This window comes from Streptomyces sp. HUAS ZL42 (genome assembly GCF_040782645.1).
GTDB lineage: Bacteria > Actinomycetota > Actinomycetes > Streptomycetales > Streptomycetaceae > Streptomyces.
In genome coordinates this window covers 2,209,545-2,226,704 of the sequence record NZ_CP160403.1, presented here as the reverse complement: position 1 = coordinate 2,226,704, position 17,160 = coordinate 2,209,545, and the positions used below count along the sequence as shown (strand labels likewise).

Annotated in this window: 15 protein-coding genes; 11 read left to right on the top strand and 4 right to left on the bottom strand. The window is 72.6% G+C overall.

The window, feature by feature from the left end:
- Positions 1-152: 152 nt before the first annotated feature.
- From ABZO29_RS10350 to ABZO29_RS10340, 3 genes are all read left to right on the top strand, one after another.
- Positions 153-857, top strand: a complete 705-nt coding sequence (locus ABZO29_RS10350) for a hypothetical protein (RefSeq protein WP_367319846.1) — start codon at positions 153-155, stop codon at positions 855-857.
- Between the two features lie 174 nt (positions 858-1,031).
- A complete protein-coding gene (locus ABZO29_RS10345) occupies positions 1,032-2,279 on the top strand; it encodes an aminotransferase class I/II-fold pyridoxal phosphate-dependent enzyme (protein WP_367319845.1) in 1,248 nt (415 codons plus the stop codon).
- Complete coding sequence (locus ABZO29_RS10340) at positions 2,276-3,337, top strand: MBL fold metallo-hydrolase (RefSeq protein WP_367319844.1); 1,062 nt, start codon at positions 2,276-2,278, stop codon at positions 3,335-3,337. Before ABZO29_RS10345 ends, ABZO29_RS10340 begins: the two co-directional genes overlap by 4 nt.
- Before the next feature lie 95 nt (positions 3,338-3,432).
- Here the strand turns inward: ABZO29_RS10340 and ABZO29_RS10335 are convergent, their stop codons facing one another.
- Positions 3,433-4,059: a DedA family protein gene (locus ABZO29_RS10335; RefSeq protein ID WP_367319843.1), complete on the bottom strand. Its 627-nt coding sequence runs from the start codon at positions 4,057-4,059 to the stop codon at positions 3,433-3,435.
- A complete protein-coding gene (locus ABZO29_RS10330) occupies positions 4,056-4,829 on the bottom strand; it encodes an MBL fold metallo-hydrolase (RefSeq protein WP_367319842.1) in 774 nt (257 codons plus the stop codon). The genes ABZO29_RS10335 and ABZO29_RS10330 overlap by 4 nt, the downstream gene beginning before the upstream one ends.
- Before the next feature lie 84 nt (positions 4,830-4,913).
- Between ABZO29_RS10330 and ABZO29_RS10325 the strand changes: the two genes are divergently transcribed.
- From ABZO29_RS10325 to dnaK, 8 genes are all read left to right on the top strand, one after another.
- On the top strand, positions 4,914-5,315 hold the full coding sequence (locus tag ABZO29_RS10325; RefSeq protein ID WP_367319841.1) for a hypothetical protein: 402 nt from the start codon (positions 4,914-4,916) through the stop codon (positions 5,313-5,315).
- 75 nt (positions 5,316-5,390) lie between these two features.
- Positions 5,391-7,451 (top strand): alkaline phosphatase family protein, encoded by a 2,061-nt coding sequence (locus ABZO29_RS10320; protein ID WP_367319840.1) that lies wholly within the window; start codon positions 5,391-5,393, stop codon positions 7,449-7,451.
- Positions 7,452-7,577: 126 nt separating this feature from the next.
- Complete coding sequence (locus ABZO29_RS10315) at positions 7,578-8,639, top strand: ATP-binding protein (protein ID WP_367319839.1); 1,062 nt, start codon at positions 7,578-7,580, stop codon at positions 8,637-8,639.
- Complete coding sequence (locus tag ABZO29_RS10310; protein ID WP_367319838.1) at positions 8,636-10,432, top strand: hypothetical protein; 1,797 nt, start codon at positions 8,636-8,638, stop codon at positions 10,430-10,432. The genes ABZO29_RS10315 and ABZO29_RS10310 overlap by 4 nt, the downstream gene beginning before the upstream one ends.
- A 79-nt stretch (positions 10,433-10,511) precedes the next feature.
- Positions 10,512-10,940 carry an OsmC family protein gene (locus ABZO29_RS10305; RefSeq protein WP_367319837.1) on the top strand — a complete coding sequence of 143 codons (429 nt, stop codon included), beginning with the start codon at positions 10,512-10,514 and terminating at the stop codon, positions 10,938-10,940.
- Positions 10,941-11,055: 115 nt separating this feature from the next.
- Positions 11,056-12,444 (top strand): hypothetical protein, encoded by a 1,389-nt coding sequence (locus tag ABZO29_RS10300; protein ID WP_367319836.1) that lies wholly within the window; start codon positions 11,056-11,058, stop codon positions 12,442-12,444.
- 5 nt (positions 12,445-12,449) lie between these two features.
- The gene (locus tag ABZO29_RS10295; protein WP_367319835.1) at positions 12,450-13,208 is read left to right on the top strand and encodes a glycerophosphodiester phosphodiesterase family protein; all 759 of its coding nucleotides are present in this window, start codon (positions 12,450-12,452) and stop codon (positions 13,206-13,208) included.
- A gap of 60 nt (positions 13,209-13,268) precedes the next feature.
- On the top strand, positions 13,269-15,149 hold the full coding sequence (dnaK, locus tag ABZO29_RS10290; RefSeq protein WP_367319834.1) for a molecular chaperone DnaK: 1,881 nt from the start codon (positions 13,269-13,271) through the stop codon (positions 15,147-15,149).
- 258 nt (positions 15,150-15,407) lie between these two features.
- On the opposite strand, the gene ABZO29_RS10285 is transcribed toward dnaK, so the two are convergent.
- Positions 15,408-16,208 carry an SAM-dependent methyltransferase gene (locus ABZO29_RS10285; protein WP_367319833.1) on the bottom strand — a complete coding sequence of 267 codons (801 nt, stop codon included), beginning with the start codon at positions 16,206-16,208 and terminating at the stop codon, positions 15,408-15,410.
- Between the two features lie 40 nt (positions 16,209-16,248).
- Complete coding sequence (locus ABZO29_RS10280; RefSeq protein ID WP_367319832.1) at positions 16,249-17,112, bottom strand: helix-turn-helix transcriptional regulator; 864 nt, start codon at positions 17,110-17,112, stop codon at positions 16,249-16,251.
- Positions 17,113-17,160: the final 48 nt, after the last annotated feature.

Sequence of the window (17,160 nt, the reverse complement as noted above, 5' to 3'; positions counted from 1 at the left end):
GGCTGAGGGGCGCGAACGCCGCCCCCGGGCCCTGTCGTCGGACTCCCGCCTGCCGGGCGAGCGCACGCACGAGATCCCGTCGGGCCGGCCCTCAGGGCGGACGACGGGAGTCCGACGACAGAGCCCGGCCGCCGGCCGAAGGAGCCCTTCCCATGCGCCGCACCGCCCGTGTCCTGTCCGTCGTCGCCCTGGCCGGGGCGGCCCTCGTCACCGCCGCGCCGGCCGGTTTCGCGGACCCGGCCGCGCAGGCCTGGCCGAGCGGCGCCACCGGCTCGGTCTCCTGCGACACCAGCGGCGACCCCGCCCCGGAGGCCGTCGATCCCACCTCGCAGGGTGCCGACGAGGGCACCGCCGGGCCGCAGCGGGTCCCCGGCCCCGAGGACGAGACGTCCGGGCCCGCCTACCGCGGCACCGCCAGGACCACGCCCGCGCCCGCCGCGGGCTCCGCGGGCAGCACGGGCGAGGTCGGCACCGAGGATGTCGGTCCTGCCACGGTCGATCCTGACGCGGGCCCACCCGACGGCGAAACCGAAACCATCCCTTCCGACGATGTGGTCCCCGCCCCGGCGTGGACCACCGATGGCGCCTGCCCGACGCAGCCCGGCGGCCGGAGCGAGTCGTGGAGCGCCACGTCCGACGCCCACCGCGGCGACGGCGAATCCTGCGGCCAGGTGAAGGACGGTCACCCGAAGGACACCGACTGCCCCGCCCCGGCGATCCAGCACGGCGTGCACGCCGGTGAGGGCGGTGCCTTCACCGACTCCGTGCCCGCTCTGGTCGCCGGTGGCCTGCTGATCGCCGGCGCACTCGGCGCCGCCGTACACCGGCTCGGCATCCGGGACTCCCGGCCCGGGTGAGCCGCGCGACCCCGGGTGACGCCCATGGGCTACCGGCACGGTGGGTACTCGGACCTCCAGGACCCGAGCCGCACCGTACGCCTCAGGGGACGACGGAGCAGGGAGGCACCCCGAAAGCCGACAACGGCAACGGCCAACGGCAGAGACAACAAGCCCCCCGACACGGAGGTACACATGCGGCGGACGGACCCGGAAGGCCACGGCCCCGTCCGCTACGGGCCGCCCCTCCCCGAGGACGGGCTGCCCGTGCTGCCCGAACTGTCGGCGGTGCTCGCCGCGGCCGCCGCCCGGGCCGGGAGCGAGCCGGTCGGCGGCGGCCACCCGCTGCTGGAGGCCGCGTGCGGCTACTGGGAGCGGCGTGGACTGTCCGCGCTGCCGGAGCGCACCGTGGCGGCCCCCGGCGCCCCCGCCCTGCTGCTCGCGCTGACCGCCGCCCTCGGCGGCGACGTCCTGGTGCCGCGGCCGTGCGCCGCCTGGTGGGCGCCGTACGCGCGGCTGCTGGGACGGCCCGTGTTCCATGTGGCGACGCCCGCCGAGTGCGGCGGTGTCCCGGATCCGTACGCCCTTCTGGAGACCGTGCGCCGGGTGCGGGACGAGGGCGGGGATCCGCGGCTGCTCGTGCTGTCCGTCGCCGACGACCCGACCGCGACCGTCGCCCCGCCCGAGGTGCTGCACGAGGCCGTCGAGGCGGCGGCCGGGGAGGGGCTGCACCTGGTCAGCGACGAGACCTGGCGCGACACCGTGCACGCCCCGCACGAGACCGTGCTGCTCAGCCCCGCCGAGATGCTGCCCGACCGGGTCACCGTCGTCACCGACCTGGCGGGCGCCCTGCTGCCGACGGGCTGGCCGGCCGCGGTCGCCCGCTTCCCCTCAGGGAAGGACGGCGACGGCCTCCACGCGCGCGTGCTCGACGTGCTCACCGCGCTCGGCGCCCGCGTCGCCGCCCCGGTCGCCACCGCCGCCGGGTACGCCCTGGGTGAGCCCGAACCCGTCCTCGCCCGTCTCACCGCCGCCGTGCGCCTGCACGCGCGCATGGCCGCCGCCGCGCACGCCACCGTGGTCGCGGCGGGCGCGTTCGCGCTGCCCCCGCAGGCCGGGCGGCACCTGTACGTCGACCTCGGCCCGCTGCGCTCCGCGCTCTCGGTGCAGGGCGTGGGCGACGCGCAGGACCTCGAGGACTTCCTCGCCGCCCGGCTCGGCATGCCCGCACCGGGCGGCCACCGCTTCGACGACGACCTCGGGGCGCTGCGCATACGGCTGTCCACGGGCCCGCTGCTCGGCGGCACGGACGAGGAACGCGCGGAATGCCTCGGTTCACCCTCGCCGTTGGAACTGCCACACGTGCAACGCGCGTTGAGCTCCTTGAGGTCGGTCCTCGACGATCTCCGCGACGGCGCTCAGCGACGGGAGGATCCTCGATGACGCAGCAGTCCGAGTCGCCCACCACGAGTACGACCACGCGGGAAACCGGCGTTCCGGCGGACCGGTCACCCCTCGCGCCCCCCTTCCCGCCCCTCGCCGAGCCCCGTCCGCTCGGCGAGCGGCGGGTGTGGCCGAGGACCTTCCACGACCGGCTGACCGCCCCGCTGCCCGGCCTCAAGGCCCTCGCCCGCTTCGCCCGCGAGGGTTCCGTACGGCCCGGCAAGGAGGGCCTCGCCGACATTCCGCTGCTGCCCTTCGCGCCCGCCCCGCTGCCCCGTGTGGACGCGCGCACCGTCGCCGTCAGCTGGGCCGGGCACGCCAGTTGGGTCGTGCGCGTCGGCGGACTGACCGTCCTCACCGACCCGGTGTGGTCACGCCGCATCCTGGGCACCCCGGCCCGCATCACCCCCGTCGGCGTCGCCTGGGAGGACCTGCCGGGCGTCGACGCGGTCGTCATCAGCCACAACCACTACGACCACCTGGACGCGCCCACTCTGCGCCGGCTCCCGCGCGACACCCCGCTGTTCGTGCCGGCCGGGCTCGGCCCCTGGTTCCAGCGCCGCCGGTTCACCCGGGTCACCGAACTGGACTGGTGGGAAGGGGCCGAACTGCAGGGAGTCCGCTTCGACTTCGTGCCCGCCCACCACTGGTCCAAGCGCACCCTCACCGACACCTGCCGCAGCCTGTGGGGTGGCTGGGTGCTCACCGCCCCCGACGGACATCGCGTGTACTTCGCGGGCGACACGGGGTACGGCCACTGGTTCACCCGCATCGGCCGGCGCTACCCCGGCATCGACCTCGCCCTGTTGCCCATCGGCGCGTACGACCCGCGCTGGTGGCTCAGCGACGTCCACTGCGACCCGGAGGAGGCCGTCCGCGCCGCCCAGGACCTCGGCGCCCGCCGGATGGCCCCCATGCACTGGGCGACGTTCGTCCTGTCCGCCGAGCCCGTCCTCGAACCCCTCACCCGCGTACGCGCCGCCTGGGAGAAGGCGGGCCTGACCCGCGAGAACCTGTGGGACCTGCCGGTGGGAGGTTCGCGCGTACTGGAGGACTAGGGCCCTTCTGACGGACCTCCGCGGCGTCGCACGGAGATCCATCAGAAGGGCCCCAGGTGTATTGATCACAAGCGTTGTCGACCGACTCGGGGTGCCTACGCCGCCTTCGTCTTCCGGATGCGTCGCCACACGCTGGGGGCCGCGCTGATCAGCAGGGTCAGTGCGACCGCCGCGACCACGCCCTCCCAGGGCTCGGGGAACAGCGAGCCGCCGAGGATCCCGATCAGCTGGTACGTCACCGCCCAGGCCAGACAGGCGGGGAAGTTGCCGCGGGCGAAGCGACGCAGCGGCCACTTCGCCATCAGGCAGGCCAGCATCACCGGGATGCGGCCGGCCGGCACGAGCCGGGACAGCACCAGCACCGCGAGCCCGTGGCCGGCGAGCTTCTCCTGGGCCTGCGCGAGCCGCTCCTCCGGCGCACGCGCCCGGATCGCCGCCAGCCAGCGCGACCCGTTGCGCGACCCCATCCCGCGCCGCCCCAGCCAGTACAGCGTCGCATCCCCGAGGAACGCCGCCAGGGACGCGGTCACGAACACCATGGCCATCGAGAACGGCGCCGTCTGATGGAAGGCCACCACGGCGGCCGAACTCACCAGCGCCCCTGTCGGCACCACCGGCACCAGCGCCCCGAACAGCACCAGCAGGAACAGCGACGGATAACCGATCGCCTGCTGCGTGGACTCCGGCGGTACGTTCGTCGCGGCGGCGGCCAGCCCTGTCACCGGGCGACCTCCAGCCGCACGCTCTCCCCGTGCCCGAGCCGGTGCACCGCGACCCGTGGCGCGCGCTCCGCCGCGAGGCGCACGAACTCATCGCCGGGCGCATGGAATTCATGGGGGCGCACGGCGTCCATCCCGATCGGCCAGTACGTGCCGTAGTGCACCGGCACCGCGCTGCGCGGCGCGAGCCGGGCGAGCGCCTCGGCGGCCCGCCCCGCGTCGAGGTGGCCCTCGCCGAGGTACGGCCCCCAGCCGCCGACCGGCAGCAGCGTCACGTCGACGGGTCCGACGTCCTCGGCCATCGACTCGAACAGCCCGGTGTCCCCGGCGAAGTACGTGCGCGCCTCGCCCTCGACGACGTAGCCGAGCGCGGGGGAGCGGTGCGGTCCGACGGGCAGCCGCCGCCCGTCGTGCCGCGCGGGCACGGCCCGTATCACGACACCGCCGACCCTGGCCTCGTCCCCGGGGGTCATCTCGCTCACCTCGAGATGGGTGAGCCGGCGCAGCCCGGGAACGGCGCGCGGCGCGTCCCGGGGCACCAGCAGGCGCGTGCCCGGCGCGAGGCGCGCCAGCGAGGGCAGGTGGAGGTGGTCGGCGTGCAGGTGGGAGACGAGCGCGACGTCCGCTCGCCAGGCCGGGGGTGGGGGCAGTGCGCCCCGTCGGCGGCGCAGGTGCGCGAGGCGGCGGGCGAACAAGGGATCGGTGAGTACGCGCACGTTCGAATCCTCGATCGTGCAGGTCGCATGACCCCACCAGGTGACCTCCACAGGCACCTCTTTGCCTCCTTCGCGCGACTCCCCCGAAGCCTACGGGCAGGAGTAGGGTCGGCGGCGAAACCCGGAGGTGAGGGGGACGCCATGGGACCGGTTCGCGTCACGGCGATCGCGAGTCTGACGCCGCTCGAGGAACTTGACGCCGATCCCTTTCTGGTGGACTCGCGCAGCCAGCACGCTATGTGCGCCCGCTGGGCGGCCGAGCGGGGCTACGTCGTCAGCCGGGAGCTGCTGGTGCGCGGGCTGCGGGCCGACCACTGTGTGCTGTGGGACGGTGTACGGCCGGGCGTCGACGTGTTCGTGGCCCCCAGCCGCCGGGTCCTGGAGAGCGCGCTGTCCTCCGTCGAGGAGTTCGCCGCGGAGTGCGCGCGGCGCGGCGTGCGGGTCGAGACGGTGGGCTGCGCGGAACCGTCGTACGACGCGCAGATGAAGGCCCGGGTGCACCGGCGGCTGTCGATGCCGACCGCCGGATACGACGGGCGTTAGCCGATCGACCGGTGTGACAGTGTGGTGAGTACAGGCCCGCATCGACGACGGGCCGGGACGTGAGGTGTGCCGGTCGTGCGTGGGGTGCGTTGGCGGCGGGTCGTCAGTCAGGTCGGGCGGAGCGTCGCGGTGTGGGGCGTTTCCACCGTCACGATGCTCGTCCTGGCGGGCATCCTGCCGGACTTCCGGCTTCAGTCGGCCAGCGGTGACAGCGCCACCCGCATCGCCGTCACCGCCGCGATCGGGGCCGGTGTCTTCGGTCTGCTGTCGGCGCTCGTCTGGCCCCTCCTCGTACGGCTCCTGCTGCTGGTGCCGGCGCTCGTCCTCGGGCTCCTGGTGTTCTTCCTCAACGGGTCGCTGCTCCTTCTGGCGCTGCGCCTGAACCCCTCAGGCGACAGCGAGGCGGCGCCCGAGACAGCCGTCATCGTCGCCGCCGTGATGTCCGCCGTCGCCTCCGCCACGGGCGGTGCGCTGGCCGTGCGCGACGACGACGCCTACCGGCGCCGCCTGTACCGCCTGTCCGACCGGCGCCGCAGATCCCTGCCGCCCTGCCCGTCCAGCCCCGGCACCGTCTTCCTGCAACTCGACGGCGTCGGCCACGACGTGCTCCTGGCGGCCGTGGAAAAGGGCCTCATGCCGACCATCGCGCGGTGGCTCGACGCCCCCACCCACCGGCTCACCCCCTGGCGCACCGACTGGTCCAGCCAGACCGGCGCCAGTCAGCTCGGCATCCTGCACGGCAGCAACCACGGTGTCCCCGCCTTCCGCTGGTACGAGAAGGACAGCCGCGAAGTGGTGGTCTGCAACCGCCCGACCAGCGCCGTCGAACTCCAGCGCCGGGCCGTCGCCCACGCCGGCCACGGCGGGCTGCTCACCGCCGACGGCGCCAGCCGGGGCAACCTGTTCAGCGGCGGCGCCGACGAACAGGCCCTCGTGCTGTCCATCGCGACCAAACGGCGCAGCCGGGAGAACCGTTCCCGCGCGGGCTACTTCGCCTACTTCTCCGACCCGGCCAACGCCGTCCGCACCGCCATGTCCTTCGTCGCCGAGGCCGCCCGCGAGACGGGCCAGTCCACCCGGGCCCGCCTCAGGAAGCAGCGCCCACGCGTCAAACGCGGCGGCCTCTATCCCCTCGTCCGGGCCTTCGCGACCGTCGTCGAACGGGACGTCGTCGTCGCCGCGGTGATGGGCGACCTGCTCGCCGGGCGCACCGCCGTCTACGCCGACCTGGTGGCGTACGACGAGGTGGCGCACCACTCCGGGCCGCACAGCCGGGACGCCGAGAAGGTCCTCGAACGCCTCGACCGGTCCCTCGCGCTGATCGAGAAGGTCGCCGAACACGCCCCGCGGCCCTACCGGATCGTCGTGCTCTCCGACCACGGCCAGAGCCCCGGCGAGACCTTCCGCGCCCGTTACGGCCTCACCCTCGGCGACCTGGTGCGGGCCGGATCCGGGCTGCCCGTGCCGCGCGGGGCGGAGCGCACCCACAGCGGCGCGGAGGCGCGGGCGGCCGTGCGTGCGGCGCTGCACATACCCGTCGAGGAGGGCGGCGAACGGCACCGCCCCTCGCGCCGCTCGGAGCCGATCGTGCTGGCCTCCGGCAACCTCGGCCTGGTCTCCTTCCCGGACGTGCCGCACCGGATGAGCAAGGAGGAGATCGACGCCCGACACCCCGCGCTGCTCACCACGCTCGCCAACCATCCCGGCGTCGGCTTCGTGCTCGTACGGAGCGAGGAGCACGGCGGGGTCGTGCTCGGCGCGTACGGCGCGGAGACACCGCTGGAGCGGCTCGACGGGGATCCCGGCCCGCTGGAGGTCTTCGGACCGGGTGCCGCCGACGTCGTGCGCCGCACGCACACCTTCCCGAACACCGCCGACATCATGGTCAACTCCGCGTACGACCCGGCCGACGGCGAAGTCCTCGCGTTCGAGGAGCAGATCGGCTCCCACGGCGGACTCGGCGGGGCACAGGCGAAGCCGTTCCTGCTGTCGCCGCTCGCCTTCTCCGCGCCGGTCGGGGACGGGGAGACCCTGGCGGGCGCCGAGCACGTCCACCGCGTACTGCGCCGCTGGCTGCGCGAGGCCGACGGACCGCAGGTCCCCATCGAGGCGGACGAGGACGAGCGGGCCGCCTGAAAAGCGGACGAGGACGAGCGGGCCGCCCGAAATTCGGCTGCGCCCGCAGAACCGTACGCACACACTGTTCTCACCGAACCGCGCGCCCCTGCGCGCCCCCTCGAACCTCCCCAAGGAGCTTTGGTTTTGCAGGCTGCCGTGACGGTCACCCCTGCCCGCATCCCCGAACTGCTGCTCGGCCTCGCCACCGTGCGCCCGGTCTTCGTCTGGGGCGCCCCCGGCATCGGAAAGTCCTCGCTCGTCAGGGAGTTCGCCGAGTCGCTGGGCCTTGCGTGCGTGAGCCTGCTCGGCACCCAGCTCGCGCCCGAGGACCTGATCGGCGTGCCGCAGATCCGCGACGGCCGTTCGGTGTTCTGCCCGCCGGAGGTGATCGCCCGCGACGAGCCGTACTGCCTGTTCCTGGACGAGCTGAACGCGGCCACGCCCGATGTGCAGAAGGCGTTCTACTCGCTGATCCTGGACCGCCGTATCGGCAACTACGAGCTGCCGAAGGGCTCGATCGTCATCGGCGCCGGAAACCGGGCCAGCGACAACGCGCTCGCCCGGCCCATCGCCTCCGCCCTCGTCAACCGCCTCACCCACGTGCATCTGGAGGCCTCCGCCAAAGACTGGCTGACCTGGGCCGCGAACAACGGCATCCACCCCTGGATCCTGGACCATCTCACCGACCGGCCCGACCACCTGTGGTCCAAGCCGCCGAAGACCGAGGAGCCGTTCTCCACGCCCCGCTCCTGGCACATGCTCTCCGACGCGCTGCACTCCTTCGGGCGCGACCTCGACGAGGAGACCCTCAAAGTCCTCGCGCACGGCACGCTGACGCCGGCGCATGCCACCGCCTTCTGCGGCTACGTCAAGATCGTGCGCAGCCGGTTCGGCATCGAGGCCGTCCTCAAGGGCGACGCCCGCTGGCCGAACCGCATCGAGGACCGCGACCTGCTCTACTACCTCGCCGAGTCCTTCCGCGGCCGGCTGATCAAGGAACTGCCGGTCAGCAAGGAGCACATGTCGGCGAACGGCCGGCAGACCGCGTACCGCGCGAAGTCCCTGCTCGTACAGCTCGCGGAGATATCCGTCGAGGTGGCGCAGACCGTCATCGCCTCCGACGCCGACGGCAACCCCGTGCTGCCCTCGTGGTTCCTCGTCGAGGCGGCCCGGGACATGCCCCGCCTCGTGGAGGCGCGGCGATGAGCCGCACCCGCGGCAAGGGGCAGAAGAAGCGGGACCTCGCCGCCGAGGCGTTCGCGGAGGGCATGCGGCTGGTGAAGGCCAACCCGGCGCTGGCGGCCGTCGAGTTCGGCGTCTGCCGGAACGAGGAGTGCAGGTTCGCGCCCCGCGACGGGCTCGTGTGCGTCGATTCCGACGGCGACCTGCATGTTCATCCCCAACGCCTCGCCGAACCCGCCGCCTGGGCCTGGGCGCTCGCGCACGCCGTCCTCCACCTCGGCTTCGGACACGTCCCGGCGGCCAAGGGCGAGCGCACGCAGCCCGACCGGTACGACGTCGCCGCGCGCTGCGCCGTCGTCAACCGCTTCCTGCTCGGCTTCACCATCGGCACGACCCCCGAGGAGCTGCCCGCCGCCTACCCCGACGGCGACGAGGAGCAGCTCGCCGCACGCTGGCGCCGGGACGGCATCCCGGCCGTGTACGAGCGCTGCGGTACGGCCGGCGAGGAACCCGACCAGCTGCTCGTGCCATGGGTGGGCTGGAGGCAGCCCCCGGACTGGCAGCTGGCGTTCGCCACCGCACTGACCCGGACCGTGTCCGCGGCGATGGACATGGCGGGCGGCCGCCGCGACTCCCTCGACGGCGAGGCGGCCGTACTTCGCCCCTGGGAGAAGGCGCTGAGCTGGTTCATCTCCTCGTACCCGCTCCTCGGCGGCATCGCGGCCGGCATCAAAGTCGTCGCCGACGCCGAACTCGCCCGCGCGCACGGCATCGCGATCGCCGCCGTCAACGCCGAGGCCGCAGAGATCTACGTCAACCCGCTGCGGACGTTCGAGGACGAGGAATGGCGCTTCATCCTCGCCCACGAGATGCTGCACGCCGCCCTGCGCCACGGCGACCGCTGCGGCACCCGCGATCCGTACCTGTTCAACGTCGCCTGCGACTACGTCATCAACGACTGGCTGCGCGAGATGCAGGTCGGCACGATGCCCGAAGGGCTGCTGTACGACCCCGAACTCAAGGGCCTTGCCGCGGAGGAGGTCTACGACCGCCTCGCCGGCGACCTGCGTCGCTTGCGCCGCCTGGCCACCCTGCGCGGCAAGGGCGTCGGCGACATGCTCGGCGCCCCGCTCGGCGTACCGGGCGACTACGTCGACCTCGACGAGTTCTACCGGCGCGGGCTGTGCCAGGGCCTCGACCTGCACCAGCGTGAGGAGCGCGGCTTCCTGCCGGGCGGTCTGGTCGAGGAGATCCGCGCGCTCAGCCATCCGCCGCTGCCCTGGGACGCGCAACTGGCCCGCTGGTTCGACGAGTTCGTGCCCCGTCCGGAGCCCGTGCGGTCGTACGCCCGTCCCTCGCGCCGCCAGTCGTCCACCCCCGACATCCCCCGCGCGGGCCGGTACTTCCCGCCCGAGGAGATCGCCCGCTGCACCTTCGGCGTCGTCCTGGACACCTCCGGCTCCATGGACCGCACGCTCCTCGGCAAGGCGCTGGGGGCGATCGCCTCGTACGCCGAGGCCCGTGACGTACCGGCCGCACGGGTCGTCTTCTGCGACGCCGCACCGCACGACGCCGGCTATGTGCCCGTCACGGAGATCGCCGGACGGGTACGGGTGCACGGGCGAGGCGGCACGGTCCTGCAGCCCGGCATCGACCTGCTGCAGCGCGCGGACGACTTCCCGCCCGGGGCGCCCGTGCTCGTCATCACGGACGGCTGGTGCGACGTCCTGCGGGTGCGGCGCGAGCACGCGTATCTGGTTCCGCAGGGCCGTCGCCTGCCGTTCACCCCCCGTGGGCCGGTCTTCCGGGTGCGGTGAGCGCGAGTGTGATCGGATGGGGGACAGGAACCCCGGACACGGAACCTCCGCAACGGGACCACACGCGAAAGGAAGAATCGTGGCTACCACGCGCTCCGCACACACCGTCTGGGAAGGCAACCTGCTCGAGGGCAACGGCGCCGTCACCTTCGACTCCTCCGGTGCCATCGACGAGCAGCCGGTCACGTGGGCTTCGCGGGCCCAGGACGCGAACGGGAAGACCAGCCCCGAGGAGCTGATCGCCGCGGCCCACTCCAGCTGCTTCTCCATGGCGCTGTCGCACGCCCTCGCCGGCGCCGGCACGCCGCCCACCAAGCTGGTCACCTCGGCCGACGTCTCCTTCCAGCCGGGTGAGGGCATCACGGGCATCCACCTCACCGTCGAGGGCACGGTCCCCGGCCTCGACAGCGACGGGTTCGCCGCCGCCGCCGAGGACGCCAAGAAGAACTGCCCGGTGAGCCAGGCCCTCACCGGCACGACCATCACGCTGTCGGCGAAGCTCGCCTGACCCACCCGGAACCGTCGTGCGGGCCGCCTGCCGCGGGCGGCCCGCACGAAGTGCCGGTTCGGGGGCCGGGAGCCGGGGGTACAACACCCTGCGCCGAGGTGTCGGAAGGAGCCCGATGGTGCCGGGGACGTCCAGCAACGGGACCGTGCTCGACTCCGCGGTGCGCGAGCGCACCCGCATCCTGGTGTTACTCAGTCTGGCCGGCCGGGTCGCCCCGGAGCACGGGGAGCCGGGACGTCTCGTCGACAGCTTCGACTTCGGCCGCTTCACACCCCATCTGCGTTCCAGCGAACCGCTGTTGCCCGTTGCGGTACTGGACGAGCGTGTCTCCCCGGAGGAACTGGGGCTGCCGGAAAGGGCGCGCCGTCTCGACCTCGCGGCGGTACGGATCCTGGTCGTCGCCACGCCCCGCGGCGACGCGACCCTGCTCATGGACTGCGACTTCGCGGGCGAGACCCCCTCCGCCGCCGTCGCCTCCTGGCTGGCGGGCACCTGCTTCGACCGTGAGCGCCTCGAGCTCGGCGGCCGACCGCTGCTCGCCGTGCTGACCGAACGGCTGGGCCTGCCCGAGCCGCTCGCCTTCGGCCAGAACGTCCACCAACTCGTCTTCCCGGGAGGGCACTTGCGGCACGAGCTGCTCGGCTCCGGGATCACGGGCGACTCCGGGCTTTCCGCCCCGCTCAGCGAGATGATCTACCGGGGGAGACTTCCGAACAACGGCTCCGGACACCCCGGCGTCAGCGTCCCTCCCCATCTGAGGAACCACGGGGTCACCGTGTCCGCGCACGGCCGCGGAGTCTCCGTCCAGGCGGGCTGGGCCCCGCACGTGGAGAACGGCCTGGCGCTGGTCGCCCTCGGCATGGTCTCCGCGCTGGCCGTCCTGCAGCGCACCCGGCTCGCGGCCTTCGGGATGATGCGGGCCAACGAGCAGGCGCCCGCCGACTCCCCGTCCGAGATCCGCTCCCTCATCTCCCGGCTCTCGGCCGGCGTGAACGAACTCCAGCTGGACCTCGCCTTCGGTGTGGAGGCGTACGTGGACAGCCTGCTGATCCCGGAAATGGTCATGGAGCGCTTCCAGTCGTCCTTCGGCGACGCGCTCGGCATCCGGGACAGCCTCGACAACTCGGCGCGCATGGTCGAGCGCCTGACCTCCGTCATCAACGCCCGCTCGGCGGCCCTCGACGCCGCCCTCGCCGAACGCGACGACCGCCGCGACCGCACCGTGTCGGCGCTCGTCGCGGCGGCCACCCTCATCGCGCTCCCCCCGACCCTCCTGCTCGCCTTCTTCGGCGTGAACGGCACGAACGTCGACCAGCACCACTCCATCCTCGACCTGCGGGAGTACGGCGTGGCGTACGTCGTCGCCTGGCTGCCCTTCGTCGTGCTGGTCCTGATCGGATACGTCCTGCTCAGACGGGTCGGCCGGCGCTCAGGTTCGCTGCTGGCCGCCCCCGACGACAGCCGCGTACGCCTGCCCGCGCCGCGCTCGTCATCCGGGAGCTGACGCCCATGTCGCGACGACCCGACGTCTCCGCCCACCGGGGCGGCTCCGAACGCTTCCCCGCCGCCACCCGGGAGGCGTACGAGGATGCGCTTCTGTCCGGCGCCGAGTACGTCGAGTTCGACATCCGGCGCACGGCGGACGGCGTCCTCGTCGTGTACCACGACCCGCGGGTGAACCACACCGGGCCGCCGCTGTCCCGCATCACGCACGCCGAGCTGTGTGAGCGCGCAGGACATGCCGTGCCCGTCGTCGACGACGTCATGGAGCTGATCGCCGGACGGCTCGTCGGGCACCTGGACCTGAAGGAGACCGGGTACGAACGCGAGCTGATCGACCGGGCGGTCGCGCTCCTCGGCACGGACGGGTTCGTCGCCACCACTCTGGAGGATCGTTCCGTCGCCGCGATCACGCAGGCGTTCCCCGGCGTGCGGACGGCCCTGTCGCTGGGGCGCGACCGCAGTGAGGTGGGCGCGGCGCGCCTGGCGGGAACCCGGCTGAGCGAGCTGTACCCGCTGCGGCGCCTGCGTGCCTGTGGCGCGCACGGGGTCGCGGTGCACCAGCGGCTCGCGCGCGCCAACGTGCTCCGTGAGGCGGCCCGGCACCGTCTCTTCACGATGGTGTGGACGGTCAACGACGACTCGGGCCTGCGCACCTTCCTCCACGACACCCGAGTGGACGTACTGATCACCGACAGGCCGCGAAGGGCCGTGGAGCTGCGAGGAGGCCCGAATCGAACCCCCTCGACGGGGAACGTGTCCCATTGACAACGGCTCACTCAAGTTTTGTGCTGGAGTGCGGGAGGCTCCTGGCGGAAGGGGACTGCGATGGGACGACCGGTCGGGATCGATCTCGGAACCACGAACTCGGTGGTGGCCGTGCTGGAGGGCGGTGAGCCCACGGTCATCGCCAACGCGGAGGGGGCCAGGACCACACCGTCGGTCGTGGCCTTCGCCAAGAACAACGAGGTGCTGGTCGGTGAGGTCGCCAAGCGGCAGGCGGTGACGAACGTCGACCGCACCGCGCGCTCCGTGAAGCGGCACATGGGCGACGCGACCTGGCGCTTCCCGGACCACGGCGACGTGGACGGCACCCGCTACCGCGCGCAGGAGCTGTCGGCCCGTGTCCTGCAGAAGCTGAAGCGGGACGCCGAGTCCTACCTCGGCGAGGACGTCACGGACGCCGTGATCACCGTGCCCGCATACTTCGACGACGCCCAGCGGCAGGCGACCAAGGAGGCCGGGGAGATCGCCGGCCTGAAGGTCCTGCGGATCATCAACGAGCCGACCGCCGCCGCCCTCGCCTACGGCCTGGACCGCGGCGAGGAGCAGACCGTCCTCGTCTTCGACCTCGGCGGCGGCACCTTCGACGTGTCGCTGCTCGAGATCGGCGACGGGGTCATCGAGGTCAAGGCCACCAACGGCGACACACACCTCGGCGGCGACGACTGGGACCAGCGGGTCGTCGAGTACCTCGTGAAGAAGTTCAAGGGGCAGTACGGCGTCGACCTCGGCAAAGACAAGATGGCGCTGCAACGGCTGCGCGAGGGCGCCGAGAAGGCGAAGATCGAGCTCTCCAGCTCCTCCGAGACGACCATCAACCTCCCCTACATCACGGCCTCCGCCGAAGGCCCCCTCCACCTCGACGAGAAGATGACGCGCGCCCAGTTCCAGGAGCTGACGGCCGACTTGCTGGACCGCTGCAAGACGCCCTTCCACCAGGCGATCAAGGACGCGAACGTGAAGCTGTCCGCGATCGACCACGTCATCCTCGTCGGAGGGTCGACGCGGATGCCCGCGGTCACCGAACTGGTCCGGGAACTCACCGGCAAGGACCCCCACAAGGGCGTCAACCCGGACGAGGTCGTGGCGGTCGGCGCCACCCTCCAGGCGGGTGTCATCCGCGGCGACGTCAAGGACGTCCTGCTCCTCGACGTCACGCCGCTGTCCCTCGGCATCGAGACCAAGGGCGGCATCATGACGAAGCTCATCGAACGCAACACCACGATCCCGACCCGGCGTTCGGAGATCTTCACGACGGCCACGGACAACCAGCCCTCGGTCGGCATCCAGGTCTACCAGGGGGAACGCGAGATCGCCGCGTACAACAAGAAGCTGGGCGTCTTCGACCTCACCGGCCTGCCGCCCGCCCCGCGCGGCGTCCCGCAGATCGAGGTCGCGTTCGACATCGACGCCAACGGGATCATGCACGTCTCCGCGAAGGACCTGGCGACCGGCCGCGAACAGAAGATGACCGTCACCGGCGGCTCGGCCCTCCCGAAGGACGACATCGACCGCATGATGCGGGAGGCCGAGCAGTACGCCGAGGAGGACCGCCAACGCCGGGAGGCCGCCGAGACCCGCAACCAGGCCGAGCAACTCGTCTACCAGACCGAGAAGTTCATCCGCGACAACGAGGAGCGGGTGCCGGCCGACACCAAGTCCGAGGTGGAGTCGGCGGTCGCCGAGCTCAAGACCCTGCTGGAGCAGAACGCCGACACCAACGCCCTGCGCGCCGGTGTCGAGAAGCTCGCCACGGTCAGCCAGAAGATGGGCCAGGCGATGTACGCCCAGGCCCAGCAGACACCCACGGGAGAGGAACACACCGCGTCCCAGGGCTCCTCCCAGGACGCTTCCCATGAAGAGGAGGGGGTCGTGGACGCGGAGATCGTCGACGAGGACAAGGAGCAGAAGGGCGGGGCGGCGTAGGGCCTGGCCGGCGGGGCAGGCCGGAGGAAAGCGGCGGGGCCCCACCACCGCAGGTGGGGGCAGCCGCGAGGCGGAGGGTGTCGATGCAACGCGGCGTGCCCCCGGCTCGGGCGAGGACGAGAGCGGGGGAGGCGTGCCAGAACCCGCGGCTCCCGCAGAATCCCCACCGGACAGGTATCGGAGAGGGGGCGGCGGGTTTCCGTACCGCCCGCCTTCCCCCGCCCCGGTGCTCGCCGTGGCGGCCTGCCCGCCGGGGCGTCAGGGCTTGCGGGCCACCCCCGCGTACACGGGCACGATGCCCTCCGCCTGGGCCGCCACGTCCTCCGGCTCCGGGCGCCAGCCCGACACCGGGATCACGCCGGGGCCGAGCAGCTCAAGGCCGTCGAAGAAGCGGGAGAACTCGGCGAGCGAGCGGGGGAAGAAGGGGGTTCCGCTGCGGCGGAAGTTCTCGGCCGCCTTCTCGATGGCCTGCGGGCTCAGGTCCGGGGTGACCTGGGACAGGATCAGGTAGCTGCCCGGGGCGAGTGTCTCCACGTACCGCTTCAGCAGTTCGTGGACCTCGTCCCCCAGGTAGTGGGTCAGCGCGACCAGCGACAGCGCCACCGGCTCGCCGAAGTCCAGGGACTCGCCGGCCCGCGCCAGCAGGCCGTCGATGTCGCGGACGTCGGCGTGCGCATAGTCGGTGCTGCCCTCGGCGGAGCCCCGCAGCAGCGCCTCCGCGTGCCTGAGGACGATCGGGTCGTTGTCCGCGTACACGACCTTCGCCTCCGAGGCGACGCCCTGCGCCACCTGGTGCAGATTGGGCTCGGTGGGAATGCCCGTGCCGATGTCCAGGAACTGGCGTATCCCGGCCTCGGCCGCCGTGCGGACGGCCCGGTGCATGAACCGGCGGTTGGCCTGGGCCCCGCGCAGCACGGAGCCGTCCACGGCGAGGATCTTCCGGGCCAGCTCCTCGTCCACCGGGTAGTTGTCCTTGCCGCCCAGCCACCAGTCGTACACCCGGGCCGGATGCGGCCGGCTGGTGTCGATGCGGAGCGGCTCGGCGTTGGATCCGGTCATGCGGCGTGTTCTCCTCGGGCCTTGGATGATGAGCGGTGCATCAGATGTCCTCCCGGCAGTCCTGGAGGATCTTCCGCGTACGTTGTGCCGACGCGGCGTGCGTCGTCATGTGGTCCAGGACCTCGAGGTGCGCCGAGACCTCCCTGCGGTGGTCCAGGTACAGGGCACCGGTGAGGTACTCGGTGACGACCATGTCGGGCAGTTCGGGCTCGGCGAAACGGAAGAGTGAGAAGGGTGCGGCCGTCCCCGGGTGCGGGCCGGCCGCGAACTCGGCGATCTGCAGGGTGACGCGGTCGCGCTCGGCGTACTCCAGAAGCTTGTCCAGTTGCCCGCGCATGACCTCGGAGCGGATGCTGACCGGGCGCCGCAGCACCGTCTCGTCCATGATCACCCACAGGTGGGGCGGGTTCGGGCCCTCGAGGAGCCGCTGCCGGGCGATCCGCAGCGACACATGCCGCTCGATCGCCTCCGGAGTGGTCTGCCCGATCGTCCCGGCCTCCAGGACGGCACGCGCGTAGTCCTCGGTCTGCAGCAGCCCGGGCACGAAGTGCGGCTCGTAGGAGCGGATCATCCGGGCGGCGCCCTCGAGGCTGACGAACAGGCTGAACCACTCCGGCAGCACGTCGTGGAAGCGCTGCCACCAGCCCGGCTGGTTCGCCTCCTCGGCCAGCGCGACGAACGTGTTCGCCTCGTCCTCCGGCACGGCGTACGTCTCGAGGAGCACCTGCACGTACGGGATCTTCAGCGCGACCTCGGCCATCTCCATCCGCCGTACGGTCGCGGGGGCCACCCGCAGCACCTTGGCGGCCTCCTCACGCTTGAGGCCGGCCGCCTCCCGCAGCTCCTGAAGCCGCTTGCCGAGCACCACCTGCCCCACCGTGGGCGCCGGTCGCCGCTCACTCACGCCACGTCTCCCCTACGCGCCGAAGGATCTCGGCCAGTGTGTCATGTT

Coding starts and splice junctions, on each gene's coding strand:
- ABZO29_RS10350 (WP_367319846.1), top strand. CDS start 153: ATGCGCCGCACCGCCCGTGTCCTGTCCGTCGTCGCCCTGGCCGGGGCG.
- ABZO29_RS10345 (WP_367319845.1), top strand. CDS start 1,032: ATGCGGCGGACGGACCCGGAAGGCCACGGCCCCGTCCGCTACGGGCCG.
- ABZO29_RS10340 (WP_367319844.1), top strand. CDS start 2,276: ATGACGCAGCAGTCCGAGTCGCCCACCACGAGTACGACCACGCGGGAA.
- ABZO29_RS10325 (WP_367319841.1), top strand. CDS start 4,914: ATGGGACCGGTTCGCGTCACGGCGATCGCGAGTCTGACGCCGCTCGAG.
- ABZO29_RS10310 (WP_367319838.1), top strand. CDS start 8,636: ATGAGCCGCACCCGCGGCAAGGGGCAGAAGAAGCGGGACCTCGCCGCC.
- ABZO29_RS10300 (WP_367319836.1), top strand. CDS start 11,056: ATGGTGCCGGGGACGTCCAGCAACGGGACCGTGCTCGACTCCGCGGTG.
- ABZO29_RS10295 (WP_367319835.1), top strand. CDS start 12,450: ATGTCGCGACGACCCGACGTCTCCGCCCACCGGGGCGGCTCCGAACGC.
- dnaK (WP_367319834.1), top strand. CDS start 13,269: ATGGGACGACCGGTCGGGATCGATCTCGGAACCACGAACTCGGTGGTG.
- ABZO29_RS10285 (WP_367319833.1), bottom strand. CDS start 16,208: ATGACCGGATCCAACGCCGAGCCGCTCCGCATCGACACCAGCCGGCCG.